This is a genomic window from Dyella sp. (assembly GCF_051954575.1).
GTDB lineage: Bacteria > Pseudomonadota > Gammaproteobacteria > Xanthomonadales > Rhodanobacteraceae > Dyella_B.
In genome coordinates this window covers 44,460-62,011 of sequence record NZ_JBQCHP010000164.1, presented here as the reverse complement: position 1 = coordinate 62,011, position 17,552 = coordinate 44,460, and the positions used below count along the sequence as shown (strand labels likewise).

Here is a 17,552-nt window from a genome sequence, read left to right as displayed (position 1 = left end):
CCCCCCCCGCCCCCCCACCCCCGCGGCCCGGCGGCCGGGTGGTCCCCCCCCCCCCACCCCAGCATGGATCCTGACGCTAGCGACTAACCCTTGACCGGCCACTTCATGCATCCAGGCACGCAACAGGATCAACGTCTCGCCGCCGCGCTTCGCCCGGGCTAGATCGTGCCGGAGGAGTTCACACTGGCCGAGCGCATTCGCCTGACGCTTGCTTATGCCGGCGAGCTGCGTTTCGCGGGTGGCGATGGCACCGACGCCGGACGCTGGGACGAAGCGTTGCTGCGCGACGAGAGCGTGCTGCTGGCCGAGATCGCATCTTTTCCATTGGAAGCGACGCAGGCCAGTTTTGCCGATGCCTGGCCATGGGCGGGCGAACAGCACCTGTGGTGGCGCGCGCGCCAGCTTCTACGGCGCTTTAACGGCTGGTGTCAATGGCTGGAACGGCATGAAACGCCACAGGCCACACAGGTATTGCACGCCATGCTGGCATCCGTAGGCACGGGCGTACGCGAGATGCTGCACGAAGCGATCCGCTGTTTCGGGCTCGACGATGGCGAAGCGAAGGCGCTGCATGCGTCCTGGCGCGTGGATGCGCAGGTAATGGGTACGCCTGCGCGCCTGGAGAACGCCGACCAGCGTCTGCAACTGCTGCGCCGGTTATGGGGCGCGCTGAGCATGGCGATCGCCAAATTGCGCCCGCTGGCACAAGCGCAATTGCCGTCCAGCCTTTCCAGCGGCCAGCACGAGCCGGCGATGGGCCTGCTGCTGGCTGCCTTGCAGTTGTATCAGGACACGCGCGCGGTCTTGAACCGTTTTCCCGAGCGTTTCACCGACTTCTATTACCTCGACCTGCTGCGCATGCAGCCGCGCACGCCAGCGGTGGAACAGGTGCATCTGTGCCTAGAGCGCGATCCACGCTACACCGCGCCGGTGCAGGTGCCGCGCGGCACGCGCTTTCTCGGCGGCAAGGACGCGCACGGCAAGGCGATTGAATTTGCCGCCGATCAGTCGCTGGAGGTCACCGACAACGAGGTGGCCGCGCTCTATAGCTTGCGCCTGGAACGCGACCCGCTGATTTCGCCCGAGCGCGAATTCGGTTGCGCGACGCGCATGCTGTCCCAGGCCATCCCGCTGCAGGCACCGGAAGCGGCGTATGTCGAATCTCCCGCATGGTGGCCACTGTTCGGCGGGCAGGCGAAAGGCTCGGCGGCGAAAGCGCAGAGCGCCGTGCTCGGTTTCGCACTCGCTTCGCCTATGTTCGCGTTGAAGGAAGGCGATCGCCGCATCAGGGTGAGCCTGCGCATGTCACATGCGGCCAATGACGACGACAAGCTGGCGTCGCTGTTGCGTTGCAAGGTGGCGCAGCGCAGTGCGGCCTGGCTGCGCGAGGTATTCCAGCGCTTCGAACGTTATGAAGCGCGTCATCATCCGCCACGTCAAGAGCATGCGCAGGACGTTCCGGTCGAGCAGCTTGCCGACGATGCATGGGCCCGCGCAGAACGCCTTGAGGGTGACGTACACCTGTGCTACCTGTTGTCGCGCTGCCTCGCCGCCGCGGATAGCGACGTATTCTGCGAACGCCTCGGCCGCCTGTTCGCAGCGTGGCTCACGGCGGCCGCCGAAGCACTGCATCCAGCCGACGTCGATGCCTTGCGCAGGCATGCTTCCGGGTTGCCGGGCATCGACCAACACGCGGTCGAGATCGACGATCCGTTGATCCTGGTTCGCCACCACGAGCACGACGACGGCGCGCCCGGGCACGATCTGCCGGATCGCGGGCTGATTTTCGCGCGCGTGTTTCGTGGCGTGTGGCTGGCCGAACTCAGCGCAGTCGGCGGCTGGCTGGCGCTGGACGATGCGCTGGTGCGTCGGCGCGAAGATGGCGCCGGCCCCGGCGGCTGCATCGAGATCGTCATGCGGCTCGGTCTCGAGCAGCCGCCGATCGTACCCTGCAAGGCGGCGTGGCACGGCGAGGGCTGGCCGGCGCAGCCGCTGCTGCGGCTCACCCTGCAAAACCGCACGCGCATGTATGCCTACAGCCTGCTGCAGCAACTGATCCTGCATGACATCGTGTTGGACGTGGACGTGCGCGGCATGCGCGACATCGTGTTGTACAACCAGCTCGGGCGGCTCGATGCGGGCAAGCCGTTCGTGCCGTTCGGCCCGATGCCGGCGGTGGGCGCGTACTGCGTATTGGGCAACGCGGAACTGGCGGCCAAGCCGCTGCGCTCGTTGTGCGTGAATCTGCGCTGGGGACAATTGCCTACCGGTGAAGGCGGCTTTGCCGAGCGCTATCACGGTTATCCCGGTACCTGGACGAATGCGGGATTCCAGGTGCAACCGCAGGTGCTGCGCGATGGCCAGTGGCGCGGTGGCGAGGCCGGCAACCTGAGCCTGTTCGAGGGCGAGCGGCGCGTGGCCGACAGCGCCACGCTCGCGCTGCCTGAAGCGGATCTGGCCGTCTATCATCGGCCGCAGTCGCGCGTGCCGGTGCCGTTTGTGTATGACATGAATACACGCAACGGCCTGTTCCGGCTTGAGCTGCGCGCACCGGCCGCGGCGTTCGGCCATGCGCTGTATCCGCGCCTGATGACCGAAGCATTGACGCGCAACGCGCGCCTGAAGCACACCAAGTTGCAACTGCCGCTGCCGCAGGAACCCTACACGCCGACGATCGAACAGATCTCGATCGATTACACCGCCAGCCAGCTCATCACGCTCAAGCAGAACGGCGCGCCTTCGTTATCCGGGCAGTTGTTCCATCTGCATCCGTTCGGCATGGATCTTCCGCGCGCACGCGCCGGCACGGATGGCGTAGCGTTGCTGCCGCGCTATCTGCAGGATGGTAATCTGTATATCGGCCTGTCCGGTTCCGATCCGGAAGGCGCGCTCAGCCTGTATTTTCATCTCCGTCCGGAAAGCGCCGCTGAATGCTTGCAGCGTGCGCGCCCGCAGGCATCGTGGGCGGTGTGGTGCGAAGAAGGTTGGCGCACGCTCGAAGCAGGACGGCTGCTGTCGGACAGCACGCTGGGTTTCTTGCGCAGCGGTATCGTGGTGCTCGATCTGCCGCCAGGCATGAGCAGCGATTGCTCGCGCCTGCCCGGGCGCATGTACTGGCTGCGCCTGTGCGCTGAAGGCGCGCTGGAGTGCCTGGCCGGCTTGTATGGCATCCATACGCAGGCGGTTTGCGCTAGCCGCGCGCAGCCGCGTGCAACCGGCGACGCTTGCATGCCGCTGCCGCCGGGAACGGTGCGCGCGCCGTTGCGCGCCATCGGCGGCTTGCGTGCCGTGCAGCAGATCGGTCCGTCGTTCGGCCTGCGCGAACCTGATGCAGGCGACGCATTGCGCGTACGCAGCGCCGAGCGGCTGCGCCACAAGCAGCGCGCCAGCACGCCATGGGATTACGAACGCCTGTTGCTGGATGCTTTCGCGCAAACCTTCAAGGTGAAATGCTTCGCAAATGGAGAAGCGCCTGGCGCGGCGGTATCCGGACAGGCGGGTGGCGTGCTGGTGGTGGTGGTGCCGGCGCCACGTCAGGGTGTGCTCTTCCACAGCACCGAAGCGCCGCGCTTCGATGCGGCCGTGCTCGAACAGATGGCCGATTATTTGCGCGAGCGCAGCACGCCCGGCATCCAGGTGGTGGTGCGCAATGCCGTGTATGAGCGCGTGCAGGTGCGCTGTGCGCTGCAACTGGCGCAAGGCAGTCACCCCGGTGCGGCATTGATGCGCATCAACCAGGCCATCGTGGAGTTTCTGTCGCCCTGGCACACAGAGGGCTACCGCGCCAATTTCGATTGGGACGTGCGTGCCGAAGCGATCGAGGCACGCCTGCGCGAGCTCGACGAGGTGGATGTGGTGGGGCCTATCTCGCTGCTGCATATCGTGCGTAGCGACGACAATACCTATCGGTTGCGCGATACGGCTCGCACGCGCGGCGGTGTGCCGATGCGCCGTGTACGGCCCGCGCAGCCGTGGAGCCTGGTGCTGCCGACATCGCGCCACCTTATCGAACTGATCGGCATGCCGACGCAACGTAGCGCACCGCCCACTGGCGTGGGCAAGCTTGAAATCGGCGGTACCTTCATTCTCGGCAGCGCGCCGGGAACGGGGCAGGGGACGCCATGACCATTCGCAACCGCGAGTCGCTCCGTAGTTATTTCAGCGACGGCGCACTGCCGACGCAGGAGCATTTCGCCGACCTGATCGACTCGATGCTCAACATGAGCGACGAGGGCTTTCGCAAATCGGTCGAACGGGGTTTCGAGATTTCCGCGGCGGCCGGTTACGAAGCCTTGCTCAGCTTCTTCCGCGACCAAGATCCGGACCAGCCGCTGTGGAACGTGGGCTTCGGCGGTGCGCAAGGGCAATTGCTGATACGCGCAAATGGCGAGCAGCGACAAGGACCAACCGATGCTCCGCTGTGGTGCCTGGATCCGGAGGGCAAGGTCGGCATTGGCACGGCCAGCCCGGATGCCATGCTGGACGTCGATGGCGTCGTGCGCAGCAAGGGCCGCCGTGGCAGCTATACGCGCAGCGTGCAAAAGCCGCTCGCGGCCGATGGCGAATGGCACGACCTCACCGACGACTTGACCGGCTGCCAGGCATTCGAACTCACCGCGGGTGTCGGACATCAGGGCCAGGGACGTTTCGCCTTGCTGCATGCGGTGGCGTTGAACACCTACAACCCCACGCTGGGCATCTTCAATTTCCTCAATCGCAAGCGCGGCATCGACAGTACCAGCGCCTTCTATGCACGCCGCTGCGATCGCCTGCAATTGCGTTGGAGCGGCAGTAGTGGCCGACAGGCGCGTTATCGACTGCAGATCCGCAGCGGCTGCGATTATGGTTCGGGCATCACCATCCAGGCGCACCTGACGCAGCTGTGGTTCGATCCGCAAATGGACAAGAGCCAGCGATGAACGCGCGCATCGAGACCGGCCTTGGCACCACGCCGCCGCCTGCACCTACCGGTGCCGCCGCCACGCCCAAGGCGCCGCCGCCGGCAATGATTGCGCGGCACCGCGATGTCGACGTGTTCGCGTTCCCGGCATTGCGCGAACGCGGCCTGGCGTGGGTGCAGGCGCTGAGCGGGGAGCAGTGGACCGATTTCAACTATCACGATCCCGGCGTCACGCTGTTGGAAGCGCTGTGCTTTGCGCTGACCGAAGACGTGTTCGGCGCGGAGCTGCCACTGGTCGATCAGCTCACCGCGCCGGATGGCCGCATCCACTATCGTCGGCTGGGCTTGCATGCGGCCGAGGAGATTCTGCCGAGTCGGCCGTGCACGGCAATGGATTACATGTGCTGGTTGCTCGATCGTGTGCCTGGCGCATTGCAGGCGCATGCCACGGTGCCCGGTGGCGACGGCCTGTGGCGAATTGATCTGGAGGTGTCCACGGCGCAGGTCGAGAACGCTGCCGCGGACGCCGCGCGCGCCTATTGGTCGCAGCGCAATCTGGGTGAAGACCTTGATGGTCTGCCGGCGGTGTTGCAGCCACGCTGGTGCAGGTTGCAGGTGGACCTGAGCGTGGAAGGTGCGCGCGAGCCGGAGGACGTGCTCGCCGAACTGGTGGCGCGCTGCGCGGAGCATATCGATGCACCACCGCATCGGCAGTCGTTGCGCGAACGCCTGGACGGCGACGCCTCGCTGGCCGAAGCATTCGAAGGCCCGCGCATGCAGCAGGGCTGGATCGATGCCGAAAGCCTCGCGCGAGATTTGGACCAGAGCGTGTATTTCGGCGACTTGTCCCGCCTTGCGCTGGCCATCGATGGCGTGGTCGAAGTGCGTAGTATCAGTTTGCTTGCGAACGAACTGGATGGTTCCGCCGGCTTGCTGCCGCGCCGAGGCTATGGCTGGGTGCTGCGGCTGCGCTGGCCCGATGCATCCGAAGCGCTGTCGGGCTGGCGCATCACCCGGCGCGGCAATCCGATCGCACTGGCGATCGAGTCGCTGCTCCATCGCCTAGACGATTTGCGCCGCGTTGCCGGCGGCCGTGCGTCGGCCGACAGCTCGCCGATGATGGCGGGCTCGCCGCTGGCGCGCCCGCAAGGACGCTACACGCCACCCAGTCCTTACGTCTCGCTATACCGGCAACTGCCGCGCATCTACCGCGAGCGCTTCGACACTGCGCTGGGACCGGCCGAAGCAGCCGGCATGGCGCAGTTCCAGGCATACCTGGCGTTGCTCGAGCAGTGGCCGGCGCACGGCGCCGCGCACACGCGCCATCTGCGCGAACTTTATTCGGTCAGCGCCGGAGTGCGACCGAGCTACGCGTGGCAGGTGCTCGGCGACGAACATATTCCAGGACTGGGCGCGTGCTATGCGACGAATCGCGAGCACGTGCGCGAAGACGTTTTCGCGCCAGCCGATGACGCGCTCGAACGACGCGGACGCGTGCTCGACCATCTGCTGGCGCTGTATGGCGAGATGTGCGGACAAAGCAGCATCCGCTCGTTCGGCTGGTACTTCAGTGCGGAGTCGTGGCGCCTGCACCTGTTCGAGCAGAAGCGGCAGATGCTGTTGCGTATCGCGACGCTGACGCGCGACCGCTATGGCGGGATCGACTACAGCCGCCGTTCACTGGGGCGGCTGGGCAACACATCCGTGCTGCAGCAGCGCACCAGCTTGCTACTCGCGCTCAAGCACTATCACAGCCGCCTGCTGATGACCGGCATGACGCGGGCCGGTCTTGAACTGGCGAGTGAAACGGCGGATTTCGCGACCGCCGCCGCCGCACCGAAGAACAGCCACGCTTTGGCGCTTTGGAGCGCGGGCCGCAGCCGCGTGGTGGAAAGCATGGGCGCCGACCTTGTGCAAGCCGCGCGCGTGCTGACGCACCACTTCGCCAACCTGGACTTGCGCGCCTTGCCACCTGTGCTGTTGCGTTGCGCGGTACATGCGGAGCGTTATCAGCATGTGCCGTCGCAAGGTTTATGCGTCGGTCCGGACGAAAACGGCCGCTGGTGGCGATTGCGCCTGCGCTCCGCGCGCATCTCCGCCGAGAGCGCTGCGGTTTGCCTGCACGAGTTCGCCTGCCGGCTGCAACGGGAATGCGAGGGCTTGCACCTGGTCGAGCACGTGCTTTTGCGCCCGGTCATCGGCAGCGATCCGGACGTACCGGAGGCGTTTTATCGCTACCGCGTCACCGCGGTATTTGCGGGCTGGACGGCGCGCGGACGCGATGCTTCATTCCGCCGCGTTGCCGAGGAAACATTGGCGTTGAACGCGCCGGCTCATTTGAGGGTGCAGGTCTTGTGGCTGGATGCAGCTGTGATGCTGCGCTTCGAGCGCTGCTTCGCGGCATGGCTGGAAGCCAGGCAGACCTATTGCGCGGAGTTGCTCAAATCCGGGGGGGACTACGTCGCGGCTGCCCAACGCCTGGAAAGTTGGACACGCCTGCTGCGTGGATTGTTGTGGCGACAGCTGCCCGCGGCTGGCGCGGGTGAGACGGGAGGCGCCGCATGAGCCTCCACGTCATCGAGACACTGAGCTGGGTGAGCAGCAGCCCGGATCGGCATGCCGGTTTCGCGCAGCAGCAGCGCCTGAGCGAGTTTCTGCAAGGACCGGGTGCGCGCGTGCTGGATGCGCTGTTCGATCGCTTGTCGCCGAGCGGCGAAGTGTGGCATATCGATCAACTGGATATCGATCTTGGCGGCATGCCCGCCCATGGCGATTTCGATGCCTGGGCGCAACAGTTGGGAGCCGCGGTTGAAACCACACTGCTGCGCTTGCGGCAGAACGATGTATCGCGCCAGTCCTGTGATCAACCACGACGCGCGGAAGATCGCGAACTCGACCATTTCCTGCACTACCTGCAACACGGTCGCCTGCACTGGTCGATGCCACCGCTGTCCAGCGGCGACATGGCCGATTGGCTGGAACGTTTGGCACAACGCCTCGGTCCGCGGCTATGGCCTGCGTTGCAGCGCTTGCCGCACGCCGATCGCAGCCTGCGCCGGCTCGGTTACATCACGCCTTGCCATGGCTTGCAGGCGCTGCTGGCATCACGTCATGCGGAACTTGCACAGGCGCTCGACACGCTTGACAGCGCACTGTTGGAACCGCTGCGCGCAAGTGGCCGCCTTAGCGCTTACCAGATTGCACAGGTGCGCCAGGCATGGCGCGTCGGCGGATTGCATGCTTTATGGGGGCAGGGTGGCAGCACGCTAGGTGTTGCCCGCATGCAGCACTTGCTGGCGACGCTGGGCGAAGCGCTGACCGGTCAACTGGGCGGAAGCTGGACGATCGATCGCCGCGAACTTGAAGTCATGTCGCGGCCAGGCACATCCGGGCTGGTGCGCAACGTGCTGTTGGGTATGCAATGGCGCCTGCTTGGAGCGACGCCCGACGTGCTGGCCGCCCGGACACATGCTGCAAGCAAGCATGCCGACAACAACGCAGCGACCGATGAAAAGGTGAATCCGCTGCTGCTCGATGCCGGCTGGCATGAATCCCTGCGTCAGTTCGCGCTGGCCCATCAAGGCGAACCTGTCGTGCGCAATGCGGGACTCGGCTTATCGGAACTGCAGGCCTACTTGCTCGACTACAGCCTGGTCCATGTGGAGTCGACCGATCGCGTGCCTCAGGATCATGTCGCCTGGCAGCGCGTGTGGCAGCGCGCATTGGATGCGCTGGCCAGCGAAGAGGATGGACGCGTTTCGCTTGGCGAGGATGGACGGCGCTCGCCCATGTCGGCTGAAACGCCCGAGCGGCCGAAAATCAAAAATAGCCGTAACAACGATGGCACCGTTTCGCCGGCCGACGATCATCCGGACAACGAGGCGATCTACGTCACCAACGCCGGCGTGGTGCTGCTGGCCAACTATGCGCCGCGCCTGTTCGCCATGCTCGGCCTGATCCGCGACAACGCGTTTATCGACGAGGCCGCGCGCCATCGCGCCGTGCATTGCCTGGTGTATTTGACGGACGGCCATACGCGCAGTGAAGAGCACGAGTGGGTGCTCGACAAACTGTTGTGCGGCGTGCCGATCGAGGAGCCCGTTCCTCCGGTCAAGACGCTCGATGACGTGCGTGCCACGCTCGATGGCCTGCTGGTGGCGGTGATCGCCCATTGGAACGCGCTGGGCCGCACCTCGCCAGCCGGGTTGCAGCGGACGTTTCTGCAGCGCATCGGACGCCTGGTGGAGCACGAAGCTTACGAAGGCGAACATTGGCGCATGAAAGTGCAGCCCGGACCGTTCGATCTGCTGCTCGAACGGTTGCCCTGGAGCTACGGCACGATCAAATTGCCATGGATGAAAGGAGCGATCCATGTCGACTGGCGCTGATCGCTACGCCTTGCACGCGCAGGCGTTGAGCCTTGAACTGGACTGGCTGGAAGCCGTGCTCAACCTGCGGTTGGAGCAGCACTTCCAGCAGCACGCGGATAGTTTCGAAAACGCGCCGCCACCGCCCGCGCTGCCGCAAGGCAGCGCGCTGGCGGAACTGGTGGACGAACTTGCCTTGCAGGCCGTCGAGCGCGCGGTGCTGGCCCTGGCGCTGGCGCCGCATTTACGGCCGGGCATTCTGGATTTGCTGTTCGTGCGCAACCAGAACCTCGATCGCGGCTTCACCGAATTCGGCGGCTGGAAAGCACAACGCCATGGCGGTTTTCTGCCGACCGGCGAAACGGCCGCGTTTCTGGTGGCTGGCGGCGATCTGGCACGACGCATCGCGCTGCTCGATCTGTTCGATGCGCAGCACCCATTCATGGCGCACGACATTCTTCGTCTCGACTGCGAAGCCGGCGGCAACGAACCGCAACTCAGCGGCGCGCTCACGGTGAGTGCCGAAACACTGCAGCGCGTGCAGACGGGCGTGTGGCACAAGCCCGATTACAACATCCAGTTTCCGGCCAAGCGCATCACCAGCGAACTCGGCTGGTCGGATCTGGTGCTGGCGCCCGATGTGATGGACGAGATCGTGGTGATCCAGACCTGGTTGCGCGAGGGCGCGCAGCTGATGCACGACTGGGGCTTGAGCCGTTCGGTAAAGCCCGGTTATCGCAGTCTGTTCTACGGCCCGCCTGGCACTGGCAAGACGCTAACTGCAACGCTGCTCGGGCAGAGCGCCGGCGTGGATGTGTATCGCATCGACCTGTCGATGGTGGTTTCCAAATACATCGGTGAAACCGAAAAGAACCTGGCGCGCGTGTTCGACCAGGCGCAGAGCCGGCGCTGGGTGCTGTTCTTCGACGAAGCCGATGCGCTGTTCGGCAAGCGCGCTGCCGTGCAGAGCAGCAACGATCGTCACGCCAACCAAGAGATCGCCTATCTGCTGCAACGCGTGGAAGACTTTCCCGGTGTGGTGATCCTGGCCAGCAATCTGCGCGGCAATATCGATGAAGCCTTTTCGCGGCGCTTCCAGTCGATGGTGTATTTCCCCATGCCGGATGGGGAGCAGCGTATGCGGCTATGGCGCGGCTTGTTGCCGGAGTCCTCTCGGCTCGCAGACGACATCGACCTGGAAGCGCTGGCCGAGCAGCACGTGCTCTCCGGTGGCGCGATCGTCAACGTGCTGCGCTTCGCCGTGCTGCAAGCTGCGCGCAGCGGCGCCGTGCAAATCAACGCCAACCACCTGCGCGTCGCGCTCGCGAAGGAACTGGGCAAGGAAGGGAGGACGGTAGGATGAGGCTGCATGTGCATCCGTTGCGCAGTTGGCGAGGCGTTGCCGTGCTGGCGATGCTCGCGCTCGCGTCGATATCGACCGCCAACGCGTCATCGCCCTGTAGCAATGGCGTGCAACTGCTGCAATTCGGCGGCAACGTGGCGACACTGCCGCCTGGCGTGGTTGGCGAACCCTATCAATACACCCTGTTGGCGACAGGCGGCTTGCCTCCTTACACCTACCACGCCGCGAGCTTGCCGCCCGGTTTCACGCTCAGCCCTGCCGGCGTGCTTGCGGTGACGCCCGGCAACTTGCCGTTGATCGGCGTGTTTACCGCCAGTGTGCGTGATCACCGCGGCTGCAGCGCACAGCAGACATACCGGTTGGCCATCGTGGCGCCGCCACAACCGCCATCGCCGGTACAACCCAAACCGCCTACACCGACACCCACGCCAAAGCCGATTCCGAAACCGAAACCGAAACCGGTACCACCCGCGCCGCTCAGCACGGTGCCGCTCGAAGACACCCTGGCTGAGCCGGCAACGCCACAGCCGAGCATGGATACGTACGTGCTGACCCAGGCGATATTCGAGGACAAGGAACTGCTCGCCGAATTGAAGCTGATGTCCGCCAATGCCGCGACCGCAGGCAGCATGGCGCCCGCCGACGAACCGGCTGCTGCCAGCACGGCACCGACAAGCAGCGGGCAAACAAGTACAGGCCAGGCATCGCCGGACGACACCGACGCTGCATCGGCGGACCAGTCCATCGACGACGACGTCCAGGCGCAATTCCAGCGATTGTTGCAACCGCTGATCGGCGTCCAATACCCCGGGCGCGATCTGTTCGCGGCTGCGCTCGATACGCGGCTATGCCGCTTTTCCGAAGCCTTGATACTCGCCGCCGCACGCAAGCAAGGCCGGCCCCCGCCGAACATGAACAGCTTCGATTGTCCGCCGGATTGGGACAAGCTGGCCAAGCAGGACGACTATATGCCGCGCGATCCGCTGCCGTGGAAAGAGATGCCAGTGTGGTTGATGAGCCCGGCCATGCGCGACCTGCTGCTCGATAAAGCGCAGCAACCGCATCCCTTGCTCAATCCCCCCGCGCCGCAGTGGGACGGCGCCGGTTGCGGCTGCGTGCGCAAACTCAGCGGCGCGATCTACGGCTTCTATCCGTTCTGGCAGACGCAGGGCAAGCTGCAACCGCTCGACTTCCGCCTGCTGACGCGCATCAATCTGTTTGCGCTGTGGTTCAAGGAAAGCGGCGATCTTGCCGTGCCGACCTGGACCACGCCGCAGCAAACCGACTTCATCCGCGAAGCGCGCCGCCATCGCACGCAGCTGGACTACACGCTTTATCGCAACGACTGGCAGTTCCTGAAAAACGCATCGGATGCGGACATCACGCGCATCACCCAGCGCCTGGCGCAACAATCGGCCGATTTCATCGATGCCCCGTTGCCCGATCTGATCTCGCGCAGCCATGCGTGGCTGCCGGTGTTCGCGAAAGTGGAGCGCGTCGGCGACGGTCTCACGCTTTACCTCGACGCCATGCCTTCCGCTAAAGACCCACTGCGGCCGGCCTTCGCCCATTACCTCGATCAGCAGATCCAGGCGCTGATCACCGAGCTGCGCCAGCGCAGCCGCCCCTACGTGCTCAACATCGTGTTGCGCGATACCGACCTGGAAACTGCCGGCAGCGTGTGGCAAGTCGACGCCATGTACGGTTACGTCAGGCAAGCCGAGGCGCCCACCTTGCAGGACGACCACATCGTCGTCGGCAGCGCGCAGTACCGCAGCAATACCAATCTCACCGTACGTTATGTTGTGTTGTTGACGGAGCCGACCGCACGCAGCAGACATGACGTGCGTTCGGCCATCGACCATGACAAGAAACTCAACGAGGACGACCGCCTGGTACTCCTGCGCAAGCTGATCCCCGTTGTTTCCAGCGGCAGCGCCAACGACCGCGAGCTTGCCGACGAGATGGCTTACGTTTCCGACAATTTCGGCGGCATCGGCTTCTGGACCGCGCCGGGCAGGAACGACCGCGTAGGCCAGACCGTTTCCACGCGCATCCGCGCCAGTTTCCTGCTGGATCACGGTCTCAAGGTAGGGTCGCAAGCGTGGATCTGCGAATATCGCTGGCCGCTGCGCATGGCCTTCGAAGCTTTGTTGGTGCTATGGCTGATCGCCTTCGCACTGTACCAAGGCAGTTGCCGCATCAGGCGGATTGGCCTGCCATACCAGCTCGGCCTGCTGTTCGGCGCAGTCGGCGTGCTCATACTCGGCGCGATACTGCTCGCCGGCGACCCAGCGCTGACCAAGGTACGCGAAGGCAACAGCCTGCTGGCCGTGCTGTTGATCGCACTGATCGCAACGATCGCTTATCACTTGCTCAAACCACGGGTGGAGAAGCCATGAAAACGCAGCGCGTAACGCAGGCAAAGCAGGGCGGCGAACCGGCCGCGCACGGCGAAAGCGCCGGCTTGATGCAGCGCAAGGCCGCCCATACGCCCAGGCAGATGGGTGAGGCGGCGCGGATTGCGCAGTTGAAGGGCGAGGCCAAACCGAAGCCGAAAATGCCGCCACCGAAGAAGGGAAAGGGCAAGTGAGCCATCTGGGTAGGCTGGGGTAAATCCCGGCAGCTCTTCCGGGATCCCAGTGCTGGGGTTTATCCCCGCCTACGCTGCTACAACGCCCCGATCCGTCGCCCCGACGAACGCCGGGGCCCAGCGACTTGAAGGCATTGGAGAGTATCAAGCCAATGAAGACCGCTCTTTCAGCCGAGCATGACACCGCAAGCGCTCCGCAAGAAGAGCGCATCAGCAACAAGCCGTCACCCCGGCTACAGCGGCAGATCAACGAAAGCCCCCGGCAACAGGCGCAGCAGCAAAAGCTTGCACAATTGCGCGATGCGCCGGTGCAACACAATCCGAACGGCCTGCCGCCATCTTTGCGAGCAGGTATCGAATCCTTGTCGGGCATGGACATGGGAGGGGTGACCGTACATCGCAATTCCGCCAGGCCGGCGCAGTTGAATGCCTTGGCCTACGCACAGGGCAATGAAATTCATCTGGGGCCGGGACACGACAAGCACTTGCCGCACGAAGCTTGGCATGTCGTGCAGCAAAAGCAGGGCCGGGTAAGACCTACATTGCAATTGAAAGGAGGGGTGGGCATCAGTACTGATGCCGGTTTGGAGAAGGAGGCGGACGTAATGGGTGCAAAAGCTCTGGCGACGGCAATGACCCAACTCAAATATGGAAATGACTCCGGGGCCGCAGGCTCGAATAGACAGCACGTCGCAGTCGATTCTGAAAGAACAATCCAAAGAGTCATTGGGTTTGAGTACGATGATGATACCGGCGCGGAACTTCGTGACAATCTGGAACTCGACGCCGAACAGGTGTATTTGAAGTTGACAACGGCGTGCCGTATTCGAAAGCCTGCCAAACTTCGTGAGTATCTTGCAGGGAACGATAAGGTTGGCGCGATTTTCAGCGACACCGCGGAATTGATCGAGATATTGGCATCGCTTGGTCTTGTTGAGCCAGGGTTGACGGGTAAATTTATGGCGTCCGCCAAGGTTGGGCTGGAGCTCACTTTCAACAGTGTAAAGTCAGCGGAATTGATTAAAAATGATGGATTTCCGACTGGCAAAAAGGCAGAAGCGGTAAAGTGGTGGAATGATGAACTAAGTGCATGGACAAACGGTCTGGAACACGAGGACTATGTTGACGAGTATGGGCTTGAAATCGATATCGATAAAGGCCATTCGCAGAAGGACCTGGGAGGTGGTACTGGTGACATGCAGAACTGGAGGGTGATTTATAAGGACAGCGACCAAGGCGTTGTATGGTGGTGGCAGTTGAGCATGGATCCTGGCGTTATTGAAATTCAAGCCGCTCCGGCTTCAGGTGCTGATTTTACCAACGGCGTAATAGGGAAAATCGTAGGTACCATCTATAATCGTGCTTCCATACGTAAATTTAAAGCTGGCGGCGGTGGCGGTCACATTAATGTAGACTTTAAAACCGGATTTGATGAAGATCCATCACTGATTCCAAAGATACTTCTCGCTACCGAAATAATAATCGGAAAGCTTAAAGACAGCAGGGACGATGCGGCCGCGAAGCTCATTGATTTTGAAAACGAGCTGGAAGACCCTTTTGTGGGAACCAAAAGGGTCAAGATGCGTGTCAACAGGGATGGTGGCTGGGATCCATCGCACTTGCCCGGTTTTGACGATGAGCGGAGTTACCAATCCGAATGGGTACGCGACGTCATGGAAAGATCGGGTGCCAGAGTGGCAAACATGGTAAAACTGAAAGAATTTAGAGACGCACACGCAAAGTGGCTCCATATGCATCCCACGCTTTCTCAACAGAAAGGCGCCACGGAGAGAACTGGCAAGCTAAGTGAAAGAGGTGATGAAGAAGGAATGCGTGCGGTGCTTCATTATCAAGCTGTCAATATAGATCATTTATTCGAGGAAATTAATAGCGAATCGGAAGACGCTATTCCTGAGGATCCGAGGCGGCTGGAGTTCAGGTTCTTCAAAGGGCAGGATGGTATAGATGAAATTATTGCATGTATTGAAACGATTGAGTCAATTGTCAATGAGGCAAAACGTTTAAGGATATAAATAAATTCATAAGGCGGATGTTTGCTTGCGGCGTTGTGACTGGTGCGGCTTTGGAGAGGCTTGTAATCATGAAGCAGACCGTTTCCGGCGATCGAAACAACGCAAGCACGGGCCAAGCATCCGTCGGCGTTGGCGATACCAGCTTGCATCCGATGCAATTGAAGATAGACGGGAGCCCCAGGCAGCGCGCTCAGCGGAGCCGTCTAGCCCAGTTGCGGAACGCGTCCTTGGCGAAAACGCCCAATGGATTGCCGCCACAACTGCGCACGGGTATCGAGGCTCTCTCAGGGACGGATATGAGCAACGTTGTCGTGCACCGCAATTCCGCCAAGCCAGCGCAGTTGAATGCCTTGGCCTACGCACAGGGCAATGAGATTCATCTCGGGCCGGGGCAGGAGCGGCATCTGCCACATGAAGCCTGGCACGTAGTGCAGCAGGCGCAGGGGCGCGTGAAGCCGACCATGCAAATGAGGAATGGTGTGCCGGTCAACGACGACAAGTCGTTGGAGCGCGAGGCGGATGTGATGGGGGCGAAGGCGATGCAGACGAAGGGAATGCGCGAAGGGCTGAACCAAAGTAGAGCGGGAGAGACGGTAAAGACCTCGGGCGTCGGCCAAACGCAAGCTCCATTGCTGCCCGTGAGTGTTGGAACGGCTGCAAGCCTCGCGCAAAGGCAGGCGCGGCCGGCGGTTGTGGTTTGGATGGTCACTCACTTGGTCAAAGATCAGAATGGAAGTCTATTTGGCGACAATTGGGAAAGCGGCGAGCTGGATGTCGACGAAGGGGAGCTGAAAAAAGGACAACGGATCATTGTCGACGACGAAGATGTATTCATGTCGAGGAGGGGGGCGAACCAGGAGAGTCGAGCACGTCGACGGCAGGATGAGAGCGGGCTGAAGCAACACAAATGGTTGCGTGTAATAAGCGCAGGGGGCGGTACGTTCGGATACGCAGTGTATGTCCGCGCCGAAACCATTCGCATCGAACGCGAGGCATCGAGCGTAACAACCAGCGTGACGGAAGGAACGGATCCCGGATTGTTCGAAGGCCTGTCGGAAATATACGATGCGTGGGCAGCAGCGCGGCATCGCCGTAGGCGAAGTATCGGCCTGAAGGTTAACGACGATATAGAGGATGACGAAGATCTGTCATCAGGATGGAACTGGGATCAGTTCGATGAAGGTTTGGATGTATCCGGTGAAATGCAAAACGCAAAATACAGGGCTCCGCTTTCGGAATCGCAGAAGCAATGGACATTGCGTTCGAGCTACCGTGAAAATTCAAGATCGCCCATTGCGTACATGATTTTGGAGGAGCGCGTGGACGACGATACAGAAGACGCAAAGCCACACCTCTATTTGAGGTGGCTGATAGCACATCCGAGCAAGGGTGGAGGCGGGGGCGCCCTCATGGCGGCGGCAAAGAAAATACTCCAAGACGGAAATTACGATGAGATCCGCGTGGAATCGGCGTATTCCGCAGTGCCTTGGTATGTGAGCATGGGTTTCGAGGTCGTCACGCCTGGAAAGGTCATCGAAGGGGTTGGCTACGGAGACACATCGCTGAGTTTAAAAAGGCAGCAGGACATATAGGTGAGAAGAGAAGTCGCCTGATGGAAGGCGATCAGGTTCGAGTGGTTCTTGCTTTGGGCCTCAGGTAGCTAAGTGTCATTCGGATCGATTTCAATTCTTGACGCGGGAAAAGTAAACCTGACCAATTCCTTGATGCAGACTTGATACTGCGTGCGTATGGACCTTTTCGAAAAAGCCGCCATCCTGCAATACCGCCATCGCCGCATCGGTGACCCTGGGCGCTGCGTGGGCTGGTGCTCGACCGACAGCCAGCGCTTGCGCTTCGACGTATTGTGCCGCGTCGGTGACACCAGCGATTCGCAGACGTTGGCTACCTCGGTGTCGACCATGTGCCCGAGTTCGTCGACGAAGCGCGCCGGCGCTATGGTCATCTTCCACGCACCGGATTTGTGCAGGCCGGCATGCTGCACGCCATTTTTCCAGATGGACTACGTGCTTGCATCGGGAGTCTTGAGCTATCGCTGCCGCAATGCGCTCTATCCATACAAAGCCATTCGCCAGATGTGGGAGGCCGCCACGCGCGGCCCGGGCTTCAACCTGCTCGCGGCAAACGTGTTCGAGGCCAGTCACGTACTGTGTGGTCAAAATCAGCATGCAATCCTGGCGTTTTCCCGAACGCTCGATCCGGCCGCGGAACTCGTGACGGGTTCTGTGACGGACGATTTCACCTTATTGATGCGGCGCAGAGCCGCATGAGAAGGATC

Annotated in this window: 10 protein-coding genes; all 10 read left to right on the top strand. The window is 62.3% G+C overall.

Translation table 11 applies throughout. The annotated features are described in order from the left end of the window. Nucleotides 1-165: 165 nt before the first annotated feature. On the top strand, nucleotides 166-4,125 hold the full coding sequence (locus ACTHNE_RS19565; protein ID WP_440270098.1) for a hypothetical protein: 3,960 nt from the start codon (nucleotides 166-168) through the stop codon (nucleotides 4,123-4,125). After that, nucleotides 4,122-4,919 (top strand): hypothetical protein, encoded by a 798-nt coding sequence (locus tag ACTHNE_RS19560; protein WP_324944885.1) that lies wholly within the window; start codon nucleotides 4,122-4,124, stop codon nucleotides 4,917-4,919. Before ACTHNE_RS19565 ends, ACTHNE_RS19560 begins: the two co-directional genes overlap by 4 nt. Beyond that, nucleotides 4,916-7,465, top strand: a complete 2,550-nt coding sequence (locus tag ACTHNE_RS19555; protein WP_324944888.1) for a hypothetical protein — start codon at nucleotides 4,916-4,918, stop codon at nucleotides 7,463-7,465. Before ACTHNE_RS19560 ends, ACTHNE_RS19555 begins: the two co-directional genes overlap by 4 nt. Next, nucleotides 7,462-9,288, top strand: coding sequence for a contractile injection system tape measure protein (locus ACTHNE_RS19550; protein ID WP_324944891.1), 1,827 nt, complete (start codon nucleotides 7,462-7,464; stop codon nucleotides 9,286-9,288). Before ACTHNE_RS19555 ends, ACTHNE_RS19550 begins: the two co-directional genes overlap by 4 nt. Continuing rightward, complete coding sequence (locus tag ACTHNE_RS19545) at nucleotides 9,272-10,630, top strand: ATP-binding protein (protein ID WP_440270097.1); 1,359 nt, start codon at nucleotides 9,272-9,274, stop codon at nucleotides 10,628-10,630. Before ACTHNE_RS19550 ends, ACTHNE_RS19545 begins: the two co-directional genes overlap by 17 nt. Further along, nucleotides 10,627-13,032 carry a hypothetical protein gene (locus ACTHNE_RS19540; RefSeq protein ID WP_324947126.1) on the top strand — a complete coding sequence of 802 codons (2,406 nt, stop codon included), beginning with the start codon at nucleotides 10,627-10,629 and terminating at the stop codon, nucleotides 13,030-13,032. Before ACTHNE_RS19545 ends, ACTHNE_RS19540 begins: the two co-directional genes overlap by 4 nt. After that, on the top strand, nucleotides 13,029-13,223 hold the full coding sequence (locus ACTHNE_RS19535) for a hypothetical protein (RefSeq protein ID WP_324947124.1): 195 nt from the start codon (nucleotides 13,029-13,031) through the stop codon (nucleotides 13,221-13,223). Before ACTHNE_RS19540 ends, ACTHNE_RS19535 begins: the two co-directional genes overlap by 4 nt. 152 nt (nucleotides 13,224-13,375) lie before the next feature. Further along, the gene (locus ACTHNE_RS19530) at nucleotides 13,376-15,256 is read left to right on the top strand and encodes an eCIS core domain-containing protein (protein WP_440270096.1); all 1,881 of its coding nucleotides are present in this window, start codon (nucleotides 13,376-13,378) and stop codon (nucleotides 15,254-15,256) included. A gap of 68 nt (nucleotides 15,257-15,324) precedes the next feature. After that, on the top strand, nucleotides 15,325-16,848 hold the full coding sequence (locus tag ACTHNE_RS19525; RefSeq protein ID WP_440270095.1) for an eCIS core domain-containing protein: 1,524 nt from the start codon (nucleotides 15,325-15,327) through the stop codon (nucleotides 16,846-16,848). A gap of 156 nt (nucleotides 16,849-17,004) precedes the next feature. Then, entirely contained in the window at nucleotides 17,005-17,544 is a 540-nt protein-coding gene (locus ACTHNE_RS19520) for a hypothetical protein (RefSeq protein ID WP_440270094.1), read from the top strand. Nucleotides 17,545-17,552: the final 8 nt, after the last annotated feature.

What these genes read in the sequence shown, in the direction of transcription:
- ACTHNE_RS19560 (WP_324944885.1), top strand. Translation starts at nt 4,122, where the DNA reads ATGACCATTCGCAACCGCGAGTCGCTCCGTAGTTATTTCAGCGACGGC.
- ACTHNE_RS19525 (WP_440270095.1), top strand. Translation starts at nt 15,325, where the DNA reads ATGAAGCAGACCGTTTCCGGCGATCGAAACAACGCAAGCACGGGCCAA.
- ACTHNE_RS19545 (WP_440270097.1), top strand. Translation starts at nt 9,272, where the DNA reads ATGTCGACTGGCGCTGATCGCTACGCCTTGCACGCGCAGGCGTTGAGC.
- ACTHNE_RS19520 (WP_440270094.1), top strand. Translation starts at nt 17,005, where the DNA reads ATGGACCTTTTCGAAAAAGCCGCCATCCTGCAATACCGCCATCGCCGC.
- ACTHNE_RS19540 (WP_324947126.1), top strand. Translation starts at nt 10,627, where the DNA reads ATGAGGCTGCATGTGCATCCGTTGCGCAGTTGGCGAGGCGTTGCCGTG.
- ACTHNE_RS19530 (WP_440270096.1), top strand. Translation starts at nt 13,376, where the DNA reads ATGAAGACCGCTCTTTCAGCCGAGCATGACACCGCAAGCGCTCCGCAA.
- ACTHNE_RS19550 (WP_324944891.1), top strand. Translation starts at nt 7,462, where the DNA reads ATGAGCCTCCACGTCATCGAGACACTGAGCTGGGTGAGCAGCAGCCCG.
- ACTHNE_RS19535 (WP_324947124.1), top strand. Translation starts at nt 13,029, where the DNA reads ATGAAAACGCAGCGCGTAACGCAGGCAAAGCAGGGCGGCGAACCGGCC.
- ACTHNE_RS19555 (WP_324944888.1), top strand. Translation starts at nt 4,916, where the DNA reads ATGAACGCGCGCATCGAGACCGGCCTTGGCACCACGCCGCCGCCTGCA.